This window comes from Pelosinus fermentans JBW45 (assembly GCF_000271665.2).
GTDB lineage: Bacteria > Bacillota > Negativicutes > DSM-13327 > DSM-13327 > Pelosinus > Pelosinus baikalensis.
This window is the reverse complement of record NZ_CP010978.1, coordinates 3,555,711-3,572,102: the sequence shown is the minus strand read 5'-3', so window position 1 is coordinate 3,572,102 and position 16,392 is coordinate 3,555,711. Positions and strand designations below refer to the sequence as shown.

The 16,392-nt window shown below is 38.3% G+C and carries 17 protein-coding genes; 14 read left to right on the top strand and 3 right to left on the bottom strand.

Annotated features, from left to right (window positions below):
• Nucleotides 1-8: 8 nt before the first annotated feature.
• The 10 genes from JBW_RS15915 to JBW_RS15870 all read left to right on the top strand — a co-directional run bounded on the left by JBW_RS15915 (nt 9) and on the right by JBW_RS15870 (nt 10,480).
• Complete coding sequence (locus tag JBW_RS15915; RefSeq protein WP_007958231.1) at nt 9-929, top strand: glycyl-radical enzyme activating protein; 921 nt, start codon at nt 9-11, stop codon at nt 927-929.
• 450 nt (nt 930-1,379) lie between these two features.
• Nucleotides 1,380-1,937 carry an RNA polymerase sigma factor gene (locus tag JBW_RS15910; protein WP_007958230.1) on the top strand — a complete coding sequence of 186 codons (558 nt, stop codon included), beginning with the start codon at nt 1,380-1,382 and terminating at the stop codon, nt 1,935-1,937.
• 13 nt (nt 1,938-1,950) lie between these two features.
• Nucleotides 1,951-2,982, top strand: coding sequence for a hypothetical protein (locus JBW_RS15905; protein WP_007958229.1), 1,032 nt, complete (start codon nt 1,951-1,953; stop codon nt 2,980-2,982).
• 89 nt (nt 2,983-3,071) lie between these two features.
• Nucleotides 3,072-4,055: a hypothetical protein gene (locus JBW_RS25795; RefSeq protein WP_007958227.1), complete on the top strand. Its 984-nt coding sequence runs from the start codon at nt 3,072-3,074 to the stop codon at nt 4,053-4,055.
• A gap of 113 nt (nt 4,056-4,168) precedes the next feature.
• The gene (locus JBW_RS15895) at nt 4,169-4,864 is read left to right on the top strand and encodes an SIMPL domain-containing protein (protein ID WP_007958225.1); all 696 of its coding nucleotides are present in this window, start codon (nt 4,169-4,171) and stop codon (nt 4,862-4,864) included.
• A gap of 208 nt (nt 4,865-5,072) precedes the next feature.
• Nucleotides 5,073-6,278, top strand: coding sequence for a phosphoenolpyruvate hydrolase family protein (locus tag JBW_RS15890; RefSeq protein ID WP_007958224.1), 1,206 nt, complete (start codon nt 5,073-5,075; stop codon nt 6,276-6,278).
• Nucleotides 6,279-6,384: 106 nt separating this feature from the next.
• Entirely contained in the window at nt 6,385-7,596 is a 1,212-nt protein-coding gene (locus JBW_RS15885) for a Tm-1-like ATP-binding domain-containing protein (RefSeq protein ID WP_007958223.1), read from the top strand.
• Nucleotides 7,597-7,872: 276 nt separating this feature from the next.
• Complete coding sequence (locus JBW_RS15880) at nt 7,873-8,700, top strand: phosphoenolpyruvate hydrolase family protein (protein WP_007958222.1); 828 nt, start codon at nt 7,873-7,875, stop codon at nt 8,698-8,700.
• 305 nt (nt 8,701-9,005) lie between these two features.
• Complete coding sequence (locus JBW_RS15875) at nt 9,006-9,944, top strand: DUF1848 domain-containing protein (protein WP_007958221.1); 939 nt, start codon at nt 9,006-9,008, stop codon at nt 9,942-9,944.
• 140 nt (nt 9,945-10,084) lie between these two features.
• Complete coding sequence (locus JBW_RS15870; RefSeq protein ID WP_007958220.1) at nt 10,085-10,480, top strand: pyridoxamine 5'-phosphate oxidase family protein; 396 nt, start codon at nt 10,085-10,087, stop codon at nt 10,478-10,480.
• An 89-nt stretch (nt 10,481-10,569) separates the two neighbouring features.
• Here the strand turns inward: JBW_RS15870 and JBW_RS15865 are convergent, their stop codons facing one another.
• On the bottom strand, nt 10,570-11,070 hold the full coding sequence (locus JBW_RS15865) for a GNAT family N-acetyltransferase (RefSeq protein WP_007958219.1): 501 nt from the start codon (nt 11,068-11,070) through the stop codon (nt 10,570-10,572).
• A 158-nt stretch (nt 11,071-11,228) separates the two neighbouring features.
• Here JBW_RS15865 and JBW_RS15860 point away from each other — a divergent pair, with 158 nt between their 5' ends.
• Nucleotides 11,229-12,068, top strand: coding sequence for a Cof-type HAD-IIB family hydrolase (locus tag JBW_RS15860; protein WP_007958218.1), 840 nt, complete (start codon nt 11,229-11,231; stop codon nt 12,066-12,068).
• A gap of 153 nt (nt 12,069-12,221) precedes the next feature.
• Here JBW_RS15860 and JBW_RS15855 read toward each other — a convergent pair whose 3' ends face one another.
• Complete coding sequence (locus JBW_RS15855; protein ID WP_007958216.1) at nt 12,222-12,719, bottom strand: hypothetical protein; 498 nt, start codon at nt 12,717-12,719, stop codon at nt 12,222-12,224.
• 241 nt (nt 12,720-12,960) lie between these two features.
• Here JBW_RS15855 and JBW_RS15850 point away from each other — a divergent pair, with 241 nt between their 5' ends.
• Nucleotides 12,961-13,431 (top strand): hypothetical protein, encoded by a 471-nt coding sequence (locus JBW_RS15850; RefSeq protein ID WP_007958214.1) that lies wholly within the window; start codon nt 12,961-12,963, stop codon nt 13,429-13,431.
• 93 nt (nt 13,432-13,524) lie between these two features.
• Here the strand turns inward: JBW_RS15850 and JBW_RS15845 are convergent, their stop codons facing one another.
• Entirely contained in the window at nt 13,525-14,502 is a 978-nt protein-coding gene (locus JBW_RS15845; protein ID WP_007958212.1) for a 1,4-dihydroxy-2-naphthoate polyprenyltransferase, read from the bottom strand.
• Nucleotides 14,503-14,646: 144 nt separating this feature from the next.
• Here JBW_RS15845 and JBW_RS15840 point away from each other — a divergent pair, with 144 nt between their 5' ends.
• Nucleotides 14,647-14,850, top strand: a complete 204-nt coding sequence (locus JBW_RS15840; protein ID WP_007958210.1) for a hypothetical protein — start codon at nt 14,647-14,649, stop codon at nt 14,848-14,850.
• 500 nt (nt 14,851-15,350) lie between these two features.
• On the top strand, nt 15,351-16,391 hold the full coding sequence (locus tag JBW_RS15835; RefSeq protein WP_007958207.1) for an ABC transporter substrate-binding protein: 1,041 nt from the start codon (nt 15,351-15,353) through the stop codon (nt 16,389-16,391).
• Nucleotide 16,392: the final 1 nt, after the last annotated feature.

Here is a 16,392-nt window from a genome sequence, read left to right as displayed (position 1 = left end):
TGTGATCTATGAAGGAGAGTAATCGGATCGCTGGCAATGTATTTCAAATTCAGCGATGGTCAGTTCATGATGGTGATGGGATTCGAAGTACAGTTTTTCTAAAAGGATGTCCTTTACGATGCAAATGGTGTGCTAACCCTGAATCCTGGAATCCCAATCCTGAAATCTTATACTTTCGTGATCGATGTATAGGCTGTGCACAATGTTCTTTGGCTTGTAATCATCAGGCAATTCCAATGGATGGGGGCATTCCTCTTTCTTTTTCCAGAGAGAAATGCTGCTGTTGTGGTGATTGCTGTGAAGTCTGCCCCAATGGCGCAAAGAAGATGATCGGATCATTAATGACAGTAGAGGAAGTCATCAAGATCCTTAAGCGAGACAGCATTTTCTATCGGGAATCGAAAGGGGGAGTTACCTTTTCTGGAGGAGAGCCATTTGCTCAAAGTGAGTTTTTGAGAGAAATGATTCTAGCTTGTAAAAGGCTTGCAATTGATACTGCGGTTGAAACCAGCGGATTTTTTGAGTGGGAAGATGCAGAAGATATTGTTAAAGAATTAGATACCGTATTTATAGACATTAAACATATGGATGAACAGGTTCATAAAAGGCTGACTGGCGTTAGTAATCGGAAAATCCTTGAGAATGTTATTAGAATCTCTCAGAATCATCATGATCTTATTATTCGTGTACCTTTAATCAGTGGGGTTAATGATGATCGAAATAATATTGAACAAATGTGCCAATTCCTTCAAGAAAATACCAGGATTCTTGGTGTGGAACTTCTTCCTTATCATCCACTTGGGAGCAGTAAGATGAGTGCGTTAGATCGTGAGGGATGGGAAATCTTCAACGCACCTGATGCAGAAAAAGTTGAACATATAAAAAAAATCATAGCAGAATATGAAATTCAGAATATCGATTTTAAATGAATTTATTTAGCTTATTTTTGAATTCTATATAAAAGTGCCTTCAGTTCAATACTGTAGGCACTTTTTCTTAAGTGCATACAAAGAGAATATTAAACACAGAGGGCACAGAGATCCACGGAGAACACAGAGAAAAATAAAAAAACTCCTTTGTGTCCTTCGTGTACGCGTAAGCGTCTTTGCACCTTTGCGTTTCAATCGTTTTTCTTATCTCTTTGTCATTCTAAGAGATTGCTTCACTCCGTTCGCAATTGACAAAAGGGGGTGCAGGATTTGAATGGAGATTGGAGTATATGGTAGTAGAGGTGGTATCCTTTCTTTAAATGTAGCTGTTTTTTATACGATAAGTAGGATTGGGGAAATGTATTATTAAAAGATGGCGTTACTTTTCTGGCATTTATAACGTTAGAATAGATAGGGAATGTTTTTTACTTAGGAGATGGTGATTGTTACGTGACCGATGAAAATAGATTAATTACAAAAGCAAAAGAGGGAGATCGGGAAGCCCTAAATACATTGATTTTACATTATTGGCAGCCGATCTATAGGCTCATATATAGTAAGATCGGTAATGAGGATGATGCAAAGGAATTGACCCAGGAAACCTTTATGAAGGCATTTCGCTCATTACCTCGATATAAAATCCTTGATGTACCATTTAAAAGCTATCTGGCGAGAATTGCCATAAATGCAGTGACTGATTTTTGGCGTAACAATGGGCGAGCACCTCAGATTGTCAACCTTACTGAATATCAGGAATCCATTCTTGATTGCAGGGAAAATCCTGAAGAATATATTTTGCGTATAGAAGGACAGGAGCAGATTGTCAATTTGGTTGAAAGCTTGCCAGAGGAGCAGCGTCAGGCGATAAAATTACGAATTATTTTAGGATTATCCATTCATGATGCTGCCATGCAAATGAATAAGACGGAATCAGCAATTAAGATGCTTCAGCAGCGAGCTTTGAAAAATTTACGTAAAATGTGTTTAAGTGTCGGCATACTACAATGAGGAGGTGGAGCGGATGCTAAAAGATAAAGAATATGATCAGGTAGAAGAACTCTCACAAGGTTTAGATCAGTTACATGATGGTAAACAGCCTGCTCTACAGGGTGAGGAAGTGAAGGAATTGATAAAGCTAGCTACTGCTGTTAAACAGTCTTATCAGCAAGAGGAGCTGCCAAGAGGATTAATTGGTGAAATGGCTGACACGTTGTCGGCGGAATTAGGAGCACAAAAGATAAAACGGCGCAGAATTTGGCTGTATAGTGGTTTTATTGGTACTGTAGCTGCAGTATTTATAGCTGCATTTGTACAATTCTTATTGCCGCAGACACCTAATTCTAATAGTGCACGGACAACAGACGATAGCATAGAAAAGCAGCAAATCGCAGCGACTACTGATCAAGCTGTTAATTTGGACATTGCAGAATCGAACAAGGAAAGTACTCCCCAATTGGTGAAACCGAAACATCAGGAAGAATCCTCCAATTCTAACTCAACTGACAAAAAGGCTGCTGATTCTTTACCGATGGTAATTGCAGAAATTATCCAAGGGACAGAATCACCGGCAAAAGAGGACAAATCGAATCAAGTCGCTGCTCTTCAGCAAGATGCACCTAAAGAAATAGACATGCAAAGAAGGATATTCATGGATGAGAAGATAGTCGATTCCCCGAAAGCAGAAGAGCAGAATCAGTCTAAAATTGCTGCAATGATGGTAATACCAAACTTAGAAGCACAGTCCATCAAAATAGATAATGCCCGCAGAGTCGTGCAGCAAGTTTATAATATAGGTAGTAATGATGAAATTATCATTACGCAGAAAATGCCAGATGAGAGTCAGCTAAAGAGCAAAATGAAGATGAAAGAAGACGCAACCCAGGATATTGTCCAAAGTGCAGCAATGGAACCTTTTATGAAAAGGGCAGGCGAAAGTATGAATAGTATCACAGTGAAACTTGACAAATATGATATCACAATTGAAGGCAAGAAATCAGCAGAAGAACTGCAAAAGATTGCCGATTCTTTAACGGTAAAAGAAATAAAGCCATAATGTAAATAAACGTAATACGATCCGTTACCTTTTGGATTGTATTACGTTTATATCTATGAATGACTAATTAGTAACAAGGAGAAAAAAAGATGATTAGGAATTTGAAACAATTTGCAGCAGGGGCAGCGATCGTGACTTCCATTGGAATGCAGATGCTAATGCCCAGTTATGTCGATGCTGCTGTGAAAACAGTTGATTTGGAATCATCTGTTTTTACCAGTGCAGAATCTATAAATTGCAATTCCAGCAAGATAGAACTGGCTAACCCTCCAGAATTTCATACCAATCGGAAAGCGTACATAGGAGCGGGAGTAGAGGGGCTTGATTATGAAAAAATGATCAAGTGGCAGCAAAATGTAGATGAAGGCAGAGAACTTTGGCGCATTGATCCTATGCAGGTTGCGAGAGTAGAAGGTAAGAAATATGGATTTACGGAGCAAGATGGATTTTCAATAGTGAAGATCCTGCGCAGCAGCTCAATTTCCCGTTATGGACAAATCGACGTTGAAATTTTACGACAAGGTAAAATACATACTATGACCTTGGTAAAACCATTTGCTCAGCGAGATACAATATGGACAACGTATAAGGTCGACGGTACCCTGGCTTCTTCTGATAAATCGGTAAAAACAAAGGTATTGTTTAAAACGAACAAGTATAAAGATTGGAAGTTCTATCGATCTGAGTATCCGCAAGAGATGTTCTTTGCTGCCATTGACAATCATAATGGACGGTTGAATTATAACAATGGTATTGCAAAGGAAATCGTTAATCAGTTTAAAGGATCAAAGTTTACAAATAAGCTTATTTTATTTGCAAATATGGGAGCGTCTTCAGCGCAGTCGGATATTGGCATTGAGAAAGTAATAGTAAGCGGCAAGAATATGACCGTATATGTCCATACAAAAAGTCCGCGTCCTGACCAGTTTATTACGATGAATATCATATATCCAGATGATTACGTTGCGATTGATCGCAGCCTTATTGAAGGGCAAGGTACAATGAAGATCACTTTTATTGATCAGAATGGTACGATCATCGGCAAAGATAAGCTGAAAATAAAAAAAGAATAATTTTAGTGAAAAAAGCCGTTACTTATTTCAGAATCAGACGTTTTACATTATAGAAGGGCAGTAAGAAATGACTTTTGCTGCCTATAAGGTTAAAATTATTGGAGGTATATGAAATGTTAAAAAAGATTATTTTATTAATTGCTATGAGTGTATTAATAGCCGTCCCAGTCTTCGCAAATGAGGCTCCAAAAACAGTGATACAGGTAACTGGAAACAGCCAAAAAGAAGTTACTCCTGACGTGGCGCGGATTACTTTTTCCATCAATTCGGTGAACGCCAAGCTGGAGAAAGCAAAGAATGATAATACTCAAATTGCAAATCAAGTATTTGCTAATTTAAAAGAGCAGGGAATTACACAAGAGCAAATCAAAACCAATACATACCAAGTTGACCCGGTTTATAACTATGAAAAAGAAAAGTTACCCAAATTAGAAGGATATCGTGTAACCAATACTCTTGAAATTCGTACTTCAATTGATAATGTTGGAGTTTTGGTGAATGAAATTACAAATGCAGGCGCCAACGAAATAAACTCCATCCGATTTGAAACAGCAAACGAAGCAGACAGTAAAAATGAAGCATTAAAAGATGCTATTGGAGATGCTTTGAAAAAGGCAGACGTAATTGCCGCAGCATTAAATAAAAGAGTTGCGAATGTAACACTGGTAAATGAATCAGGTGCATTTTATCACCCAATCATGATGGAAAGCAGGATGTTAAAGGCTTCCGCTGATGGAGCAGCACCAAATATTCCAGCCGGGAAAGTAACCGTAGGAGCAACTGTACAGGTAACGATTGAACTGGAATAGAAAATCTAGAGGTGCTTGAGTACACAACAGCGTAAGGCTGCTTGTGTACTCCTTTTTTGCGTAAGAAGATGTATCTATTTCGCTTCATATTGCTCTTTTATTGTCTTTACAGTATGATGAAATGGAAAAGATGACTACTGTATTTAAAATCGTGCCTTAAGAAAAAATATAAAATAGGTCTTATTTTGGTCAAGAGGATGTGCCTAGGATGGCTTTTGAACGAAAACAAATAGTAGATAGATTGAAAGCCCAAATTAAAGAGAAAGGGCATGTTATCGGTGTTGCTACCGGTGCAGGGCTTTCCGCCAAGTACGCTGCGAAAGGGGGGGCCGATCTCCTGTTAGCATTGAATTCTGGAAGATTCAGGCAGATGGGACTGGGCTCTATTGCAGGTCTGCTGCCCTTTGCGAATTGCAATCAGCTTGTCATGGAATTTGGCTCCAGAGAGATTATCCCAGCGATAAAAAATATCCCAGTTTTCTTTGGTCTTTGTGCTACTGATCCTACTATCAATTTAGAAAACTATATTGAAGATATACATGAAAAAGGTTTTTCAGGGATTAATAATTATCCATCTGTTGGAATGATTGATGGTCAGTTTAGAGAGGCTATAGAAGAACAAGGGCTATCCTATAGCAAGGAAGTAGAAGCAATTCAAATCGCGAATAAAAAAGATATATTTTCGATTGCCTTCGTATTTGATGAAATACAGGCAAAGGACATGCTTGCTGCAGGTGCGGATGTTATTTGTGCTCATCTGGGGATCACCAAAGGAGGAATCCTTGGTGCTAAAAAAGTCCTTTCTCTTGACGCAGCTGCCAAAGTGGCAAAGAGTATCTTTGGCGTATGCGATGAAATCCGACCTGGAGTTATCAAAATGATCTATGGCGGACCGATAAATTCTCCTTTGGATCTGAAATATATGTATGACAATACGAATGTAATGGGGTATCTGGGAGGATCTGCTTTTGAGCGTATTCCTTCTGAAGTCGCCATAACAAAAATAACTCGTGAATTCAAAATAGCTGGTCTCCAAGATGATGTCCTTGCTAAGATACTGGCGGAAATGACAGAGTATCATGATTATATTACCTTTGTTAAAGAATATATTTCTCAAAATTATATGAACAAAATATCCTTTAGTGATTTGGCAATCGAAGCTCATTTATCTCGAACCTATTTAAGTGCTTTATTTAAAAAAGAAGTAGGGTGTACCTTTTCTGAATATGTAACCCGATACAGAATTAACAAGGCGATAGAAATTATTACAAACAAAAGAATCCCCCTATCGGAAGTTGCCTTCGCTTGCGGTTATAGCGACTATGCTCATTTTAGCAAAGCCTTTAAAAAAGAAACAAGCTATTCTCCGAGTGAATATAAAAATGATACAAAAGGACATAAACACCATATTTAGATACATTTACAATATTCGAAATAAACAGTATTCTCTTATTGAGAAAAAGAAATACTGTTTATATTGAATATTTTTCTTTTTTTAATGCTGGAATGGAGGTTATCACATGAAAACAGTTGCCATCGTAGGTACTTTTGATTCTAAAGGAACAGAGTTTGCTTATGTGAGAGACATTATCCAAGGATTAGGCTTAAAGACTTTTACCATTCATAGCGGGGTTTTTGAACCCTTGTTTACTCCGGATGTTTCCAATGAAGAAGTAGCGAAAGCTGCTGGGGCAGAAATTCACGAAATTGCAGCAAAGAAGGATCGGGCTTTAGCAACAGAAATACTTGCTAAAGGTATGGAAAAACTAGTCCCTCAATTATACGCTGAGGGCAAATTTGATGGTATTCTTTCTTTTGGAGGAACCAGCGGTACGGCAATTGTCACTCCGGCAATGCGTGCATTACCTATCGGCATACCCAAAATCATGGTATCTACTGTAGCTTCCGGCAATACTTCACAATATGTTGGAACAAGTGATGTAATCATGTATCCTTCTATCGTAGATATAGCCGGAATTAACTCCATTTCAGTGAAGATTTTTACGAATGCAGCATTTGCTATAGCAGGTATGCTTACCTTTGAGGGAAGTAAAGAGATTGAAAAAAAGCCACTAATCGCTGCCACTATGTTTGGCGTGACGACACCATGTATAAATTATGCTAGGGAATACTTAGAAAAAGAGGGCTTTGAGGTCATTATCTTCCATGCAACAGGTATTGGCGGAAAAACTATGGAAAATCTTATAGAATCTGGTTTTTTTGATGGAGTGCTGGATCTTACAACGACGGAGTGGTGTGATGAATTAGTTGGAGGCGTTTTAAATGCAGGTCCACATCGACTTGAGGCTGCAGGGCGCTGTCAAATTCCTCAAGTTGTTTCAACAGGGGCATTAGATATGGTTAATTTCGGTCCTTTCGAATCCGTTCCTAAAGAATTTCAGGGAAGAAACTTTTACAAACATAATCCGACAGTAACATTAATGCGAACGACGATAGAGGAAAATCGGCAATTAGGACTAATCTTAGCGGAGAAGCTCAATCAGGCAAAATCGCCTACCGTACTCATGCTGCCCCTTAAAGGTGTTTCCATGATTGATGTCAAGGATCAGCCTTTTTACGGTCCCGAAGAAGATCAAATGCTCTTTTCCACATTACGAGAAAAGATCGATAGAGATGTGGTGGAGCTAATCGAAATAGACTCTGATATTAATGATCAGAAATTTGCCATTGCAGCAGCAAAGAAGTTAGTTGAGCTTATAAAGAAGACTTGATTCAGATGGAGTTCTAACTCCACCTGAATCTTTAGTCGCACTTATTCAGGGACCTAGTCGCTCTTATTCCCGCTTGGAGAAGATGGGAGTCTTAGAGCGACTTGGTCATCGGATAAAGAAGACTTGATTCAGATGGAGTTTTAACTCCACCTGAATCTTTAGTCGCACTTATCCAGGGACCTAGTCGCTCTTAACTCCCCCTTGGAGAGAGGGGAGTCTTAGAGCGACTTGGTCATCGGATAAACAATAACCGAAAATAACAAGGGGGAAAAGAAAATGGCATTAACTCGTAGTGAAGTATTAGCAAAACTTAAAGCTGAGGTAGCAAAGGGGAAAATTATTTTAGGAGCAGGAGCAGGAACTGGCATATCTGCAAAAAGCGGTGAAGCAGGCGGAGTTGATCTAATTATCATTTATAATTCCGGACGATACAGAATGGCTGGTCGTGGTTCTTTGGCCGGATTGCTTTCTTATGGGGATGCCAATCAAATTGTTGTGGATATGGGAGCAGAAGTATTGCCTGTAGTTAAGCATACTCCTGTGCTTGCAGGAGTATGTGGAACCGATCCTTTTCGTTTAATGGATGTGTTCTTAAAACAACTAAAGAATTCAGGATTTGTCGGAGTTCAGAATTTCCCGACAGTGGGATTAATTGATGGCGTTTTCAGAGCAAATCTTGAGGAAACTGGTATGGGATATGACTTAGAAGTAGATATGATTAGGAAGGCTCACGAGCTTGACATGCTTACAACACCTTATGTTTTTGATGAAGAGCAAGCCGTCAAAATGGCAAAGGCTGGAGCCGATATTCTAGTTGCTCATATGGGACTAACAACCAAGGGAACGATTGGAGCAAAAACAGCCTTAACCTTGGATGATTGTGTAAAGAAAGTGCAAGCCATATGTGATGCAGGAAAATCTGTAAATCCTGATATTTTAGTCATTTGTCATGGTGGTCCAATTGCTGAACCAGAAGATGCTCAATATGTAATTTCCAGAACGAAAGGGGTAGCAGGATTCTTTGGCGCATCCAGCATTGAACGATTTGCCACAGAAGTGGGTATAAAACAACAAGCAGAAGCATTTAAAAACATAAACATTTAAAATAAGTGATTGATCATGCTCAGTTACTTTTAAAGACCATCTGAATTAAAGGTTTAGATGGTTTTTAATATGCTAATTTATAAATTTTGTAAGTGAAAAAAATAAGTGATTATGAACCTTTGTTTCCTTTGCGAATTTGTGGTTCGATTGTTTTATACTGCAGGTTAATCTTAATTTTTGGTAAATACTATAGGTAAAGAAAAATTGATTGATGAAATACCGCAAGACATATTTGAGAAAGTTGCTAAACTATAATTATAGAAAGATTGTACACGAAATTTTGCTATTGGTGGTGGTGAGAGAAAATGATTATAAGTGCCAGCAGACGCACCGATATTCCAGCATTCTATTCCGATTGGATTGTGAATCGCTTAAAAGAAGGCTTTGTATATACGGTGAACCCAATGAATCCTAAGCAGGTTAGTAAAGTCCCTCTAACTGCCGATGTTGTGGATTGCATTGTTTTTTGGACAAAAAATGCCCAGCCGATGTTAAATAAGCTGGATGTCATCAATGGGATGGGTTATTCCTATTATTTTCAATTTACGATCACTCCTTATGATCATAGGATAGAGCAGAACTTGGCGGATAAAACTAAAATTATGGAAGGATTTAAGGCATTGAGTGAAAAAATTGGCAGGCAAAGGGTAATCTGGCGTTATGATCCTGTTATTATAAGTAACAGCTTTTCAGTGGAATATCATCTTGAACAATTTTACAACATGTGCAGTTCCCTTAAGGACTACACAACAAAGTGTATTTTCAGCTTTGTAGAATTATATGCTAAAATAAGGAAGCGCACAAAAGGTATCATTGATCAGGAAGTCGATTTTGAGAATCGGAATAAGATCGCTTATGCCTTCTCTGAAATTGCAAAAGGCCATAAACTTTCTTTAGAAACCTGTTCGGAAAAAATAGATTTTAGTAATTATGGTATTATACATTCTTCCTGTATCAATCAAACAACAATTGAAAATATCATCGGGTATTCCATCAATGGGAAAAGAGATTTGAATCAAAGACCGCATTGCGGCTGTATCGAAAGTATCGATATCGGTGCCTACGATTGTTGCTCTCATGGCTGTGTTTATTGTTATGCTGCATCGAATGAAAATAAGATCTACCAGAATATGCGGCAGCATGACCGTCATTCGCCTCTGCTGCTTGATCAACCCTATACAGATTATAAAATAAGGGATCGCGTAGTAACCTCTTTGAAAAACGGACAGGTTTCATTGTTCTAAATTAACATAATGCATATGGACACATACGATGGAGAGACTAATTAAGAATATGTTAGTATTTTTTTTAAAATAGCTATATACCAATTTTTAGTAGTATAATAATTAGTAGTAATATATCAAAATGAAAAGGAGTAATTGTGATGGATGAAGTTCTAAAATTTCTGAAAGATAACCCAACGTTTTATCTTGCTACTGTTGATGGGAATATACCCAAAGTACGGCCCTTCGGGTTTGTTATGAATTATGAAGGTAAGCTGCATTTCGGTACCAACAACAAAAAAGATGTGTACAAGCAGCTTAAAGCGAATCCGCATTTTGAAGTATCTACAACGTCTAAAACCGGTGAATGGCTGCGTCTGAAGGGGAAAGCTGTCTTTAATACGAACAAGCAATCCAAGCAAGCAGCTTTCGATTCTGCACCCTTTCTTAGTCAAATGTATAGTGTTGATGATACGATCTTTGAATTATTTTATATTGAAGAGGCTGAAGCGACATTTAACACTATGAAGGGTGATTCTAAAACCGTTCAATTTTAACAGAAGAGTTACATATTATCTATCATAGAAAGACAATAAGAAGCAATGGGGATTCCTCATTGCTTCTTATTGTTAAATTCATATATCAGTCAAATCCTCACCAGTGTAAGCGTCATATCAAACCATTGGGAGCCACCGTGAGTTGATTTAGAAAGTCCGTTGTTCACGTAGCCCAATGATTCATAATAGTGGACTAATGGATCTTTACAAGTCAGAATAATGCTTTTTCGCCCCGTATTCTTAGCGATCTGGATCAAATGATTCATTAATTGAGCCGCAATTCCCTTGCAACGGTACTCTGGAATTACATCCAAGCCAAAAACAGCTAGGTTTTGACCATTTGGTATATGGTGCTGTGTACTATAAAATAGTTCATCATAGATTACAGGACTATTGGTGATGCATCCGTTCACAAAGCCGATTAAAACCCCCTCTTTTTCAGCTATAAAAAAGCATTCAGGAAAAGCCGCAATCCTTGCCTTTAATGACTCACGCGTTGCTGCTTCCGCTGCAGAAAAGCAAATCGTTTCTATTTCAGCTACACGCTCCAAATCCTCCGGTCGAACGTTTCGAATTGTTATTTCTATCATAAGATGTCCTCCCAAGCTCAAGTATTATAGATGATTAGAACCCATTATATCATAGATTATTAGGACAAAGAGAGAATGAAATCGTAATGCGGATGCTTTTTGTATATACTATAGATACATGTAATATTGAAAGACATAAGAGGAGCAGGGGTGTTGATATGGCATATAAATTAGTCTGTATTGATATTGATGGAACACTTCTTAACAAAAAACATATCATCACGAAAAGAACAAAAGACATCCTAGTGAAGGCACATGAGATGGGTGTTCATATCGTCATCAGTACTGGAAGAATGTTTACGGATGCAGAATATTACTCCAATCTTCTTGGTGTTCAGTCTCCAGTAATAGCGGCAAATGGAGCATTTATAAAAGAAAAAAATAACGATACAGTAATTTACAAGGATGTCCTTGGTTCAGAGGTATCATTAGAACTACTGAAGATTTTTCGTAAACACCAAATAAAGCCTTACTTTTGCACACCCCATAAGTTTTATTACGGTAATATTATGTTTAGGCTTTTCTATTTAGGAACTCAAATATGGGGTACGCGAAGCAACAAACTGGATATGCAATATGTATTTTCCTGGAACCAGTGGCAAAAGGTGTTACATAAAGAGCAAGATAATATTGTAAAAAGTGAGGTTATTTATAGAAATCCGGCGTTAGTTTCTGCCTTAAGGAATGAATTAATGAATGTGCCACAATTAGAAATCGTCGATTCTTCAAGATATAATATCGAAATTACCCGCAAAGGAGTTTCTAAAGGCAAAGCGGTAGCAATGCTTGCGGAATTTTATAATTTAAAGCGAGAAGAGATCATTACCATAGGTGATAGTGCAAACGATATATCGATGATTGAATTTGCCGGCATGGGTATTGCTATGGGAAATGCTTTGGAGATCGTAAAAGAAAAGGCGGATTACATAACCGATTCCAATGACAATGAGGGTGTAGCGAATGCAATCAATAAGTTTATTTTAGATAATCGCTTTTGAATGATATAACCTTTCAGGAATTTTGATATTTTTGATTTCGCATTGCAAATGGAAGAAAGGCACTACATGCTAGTGCCTTTCTTCATGTCTTATCCGAGTTATATCTATTAGAGACTTTGTCAAACGTAAAAATTTTAGTTTTTAAGCATAGAGCTACTCTTTCAGTGATATAGTTAGACCGCTGCCATTAGGGGCTCTACCAATGTGGAAAGGTATATCACAGAAAACGGCACACGGACCGGCATAAAGAATATTACAGACATTGATAGCAACGCACGTGCCTACAGGGAATGTTGTGCCCGATACAACAAAATCGATTTCTCTAATGTAGTTGTCGTCCATGGTGCAGGTAAATGAACTGAGATTTATAGCTGCGGCCGGTCTTGTCAACTCCAACAGAATAAATTCACAATCGTCATCTACTTTAACATCAATGTCCAATTTTGGTGATTTACAGCATTTATCGTCTTTTTTACATTTTTCATCTTCGTGTTTGTGTTCGTGTTCATTTTCGTGGTCTTTGTCGCAGCAATCGTGTTCTGCCCGATCACCTATCAGGCCTTTAAACCGTCCAGTCAGTACCTGAAAATCCTTGAGAACCAAAGTTACATGAAGGCAACTGGCGAAATCGAAGTCTTTTGGAAATCCCATATTAATATCTCTCCTTTTTACAGTTTGACTTACTGCCTACTTCATAATATGAAAGTGGTTATGTAATAGTTACTTAATATCTAGGCAATGGCGGCATTATTTTTTACTTTTAAGAAGGACCTATGCTGCGGGATCGGCAGTGGTGCTGATTTTTTCACGAAAAGATTCTTGGTAATCACGTTCATGTTTTCTTTGAATAGAATAAAGTAAACAAAAATTTTATGAGTAGGAGTTGAACGTTTTGTCTATAAAGCAGCATCCTAGTGGATTAAAGCTTGATTTTGGTTCGACAGTGACAATCCTTACAACTGCCGTTGCGGACACCAAACATTGCAGGCGAGTAAGCGGGCAAGGAATATTTACTGGGGTTGTTCTTGAAGAATCTGAGCTCAGGTTAAAAAGGAGTTCCAAACATGTACTGATTTCCGTGGATGGCTTAAGTGAGTTGCAAGATGATAGTAAAAAAGAGGTGGGAGACTGCTGTTGTCATGAAAATAAACATGATGATAAACAGAATGATTGGGAGGAACATAAATCCCACTATCAAAAGGGCTGTGGAGAACATAAAAATGATTATGAGCATGAAGCAAAAACAATGCAAGAATTTGTGATTTTGTCTTTGACATGCTCGTCTTTTCCATTTACTCCAGGACAGATCGTTTGGATCAGCATCGATCAAATCATTGCTTTGACAGTACTTTGTAAAAATTAAATAATGATAAACGAGAAACTCCTGCAAAAACTTTAACTTGAGTTTGCAGGAGTTTCTCGTTTATCAATTCATGGACGCAAAGTTTTTATCCCTTTAGGGCAGTAGATGTAAGTTCATATTATAGTGGGCAGACCAATATTGAATGAGCAGCCCTAGAACCAAGGCAAAGCCAAAAAGAGTATTGGTTTGTGCTGTGGCTACCATGGCTGGTGCTAGAGATTCTGGAGTTGTATTCTTAAGAAAAATTCGTGCAGCTTTGATGGCCCTGGGTATACTGATGAAACATAAAAGCGACCAAAGGGGCAGTATGTCAATTGTCACTAAAAAAAAGATCCATAAATAAGAAAAGATAAACATTCCGATTAAACAGTAGGTTGCTTTGGTTCGCTTTAAAAGAATCGCCAGAGTTTGTCGACCATGTCTTTTGTCGTCTTCTAAATCACGCAGATTATTAGACATTAAAATAGCTCCGATTAATGTTGAAGTAGATATAGAGCCCATGACGGCTATGGTGGTGATAGTACCAGTTTGAAGATAAAAGGAAATTACAATAATGACGAGTCCCATACAAGTACCTGAAACCAACTCGCCAAAAGGTGTTGCTGAAAGGGGAAAGGGACCGCCAGAATAGAGATAGCCTACAGCAGCACAACAAAGACCAATGGGCAGCAGCCACCAACTACTTTCGTTGCAAAGATAGAGTCCCAATAAGATTGCAGTAGCCACAGTGCATTGTGCAGCGGCGAAAATTTGACGAGGATCAGCGCCATATCTAACAATAGCACCACCGATTCCCAAAGAATGTTCGTGATCCAAACCACGTTTGTAATCGTAATATTCATTAAATATATTCGTTGCAACTTGAATGAGAATGCTTGCTAAGAGCATAATAAAGAGTAAGTCCAGACGAATTTGATGGGAAGGCAGGGCTAAAATGGTGCCAATAGCTACTGGAACAAAGGAAGCTGTTAAGGTGTGCGGACGAAGTAGTTTCCACCAGATACTCCATTTGGGTTCAATGGCTGGAGTGAGCGCCTGTAGTGGTTGTCTGACTTGTTGTGGTGTATGCATATTCTGACACCTTCTTCTATTTAGTATCATTTTTGTATATAATTCATCCTAATTGAGGAAAATCCTTTATATTCGTTATAAGGCATTTACAGATCGAATTGAGAGTATTTTATGGAAATATTATAACCCAAAGGAGGTGTAGGAATGGTCAGTACAGGGAAAGTCACGAATGTTGCAGAGGAAGGTAATACAATAATAATCAATATTGTTTTTATGGATGACACTGAGAAAACTGTCGTTTTAGCAAATGAAGATAGTAACAAATATAAAGATAAGTATGTTATTTGTGGTATGGATTCAGATAATAATACTAAAATACTAGAGATCGTTGGTGATGATCTGGATTAGGCCATAAAAAAATAAGGTCGTCTGACCTTGCGGGGTAAGACGATCTTGCTTTATAAAAAAAGGACAAAATACCTAGGAAACTATGACATTTTGCATGTGTGAAGATCGTCTATTTATTACGATAATAGTAATAATAGGAAATAGTTGAATTTTCCATAAAGGAGACGATGTTATGTTTGTTATGGAGTCCTGGTTATCGAATTTATTACATCTTGTTTTGACTGTCGGATTTTTATTATATTTATATCGTCTAAGTGAGAAACTGAATGACTAAAACTGCAGAGATTCTCTTCATGTAAAACCCCGCTCAGTCAATAAACTGAACGGGGTTTTACATTTATCCAGCAAGGAGTGTGGAAAGTTTCTCTAACAAGGCAAGCGTTTTTAGGATACGAGATAACATTCAAATAGAATTAAACAGATATTAACATTCCCTTAACAAGCTGCCAGACAGGTTGTTTTATACTGAACTAAATAACAACCCCAAGGAGGCATTTTTTATGATTAAACATGGAAAGATACAGTCCCTACTGCTATGGTTATTTTTTATGATGACAATTCTGTTGGCTGGGTGTGGAACGGGAGTGCAGCAGCCTGAGGCTACTACCGGAAAAAGCGGAGAAATAAGCGGCAAGTTACAAGTTTATACATCACAACCGGATAGTGATATTAGTAAATTAGTGACTGGGTTTACGAAAAAATATCCTCAAGTTCAGGTAGAAGTGTTTCGATCTGGCACGGAAGAGGTAATTGCACGAATTAACACGGAAATGAAGGCTGGAAAGTTAGGAGCGGATGTATTGTTTTTGGCTGATGCTCCTACGTTTGAGGCACTCAAAGCGCAAAATTTGCTGCTGTCTTATCAATCAAGCGAGCTTAAGGGCGTGAATCGAGATCTGCTGGATAGTGATAAGATGTATTCTCCAACCAAAATGATTCCCATTGGAATTGTGGTAAATACCAATAAAGTGAAGGACTTAGACAAGGTTGACTGGAATACCCTGTCTGAATCTGGAAGCAAAGGGCAAACAGTCATGCCCAGTCCTTTGTATTCGGGAGCAGCAGCTTATAATCTGGGTATATTTAGAAATCAATCTGCACTGGGATGGAGTTATTATGAAAAGCTAAAAGATAATCAGGTGATGGTGGTAAAAGGTAATGGCGATGTCATTAAACGTGTAGCCAGCGGGGAAAAAAGTTTTGGCATGGTGGTAGATTTTATGGCCTTTAATGCTGCCAAACAGGGCTCACCAGTTGCCTTTGTTTATCCTAAGACTGGTTCTGCCGTTATTACGGAGCCTGTCGGTATTGCGAAAACCACGCAAAATGCAGCTGCCGCTAAAGCTTTTGTTGATTTTGTGCTTTCTGCCGAAGGGCAGCAATTAGCGGTGCAGCAAGGCTATCTGCCAGTTAACAAGGATGTGAATGGGCCAGAAGGCAGACAGGCCGCTGCCTTAAAGATCTTGACTGCACCAATTAAGAAACTGATTGAACAACGGGATGCTGACAAAAAAGACTTTACTGTATTATCCGGTGGGTGAT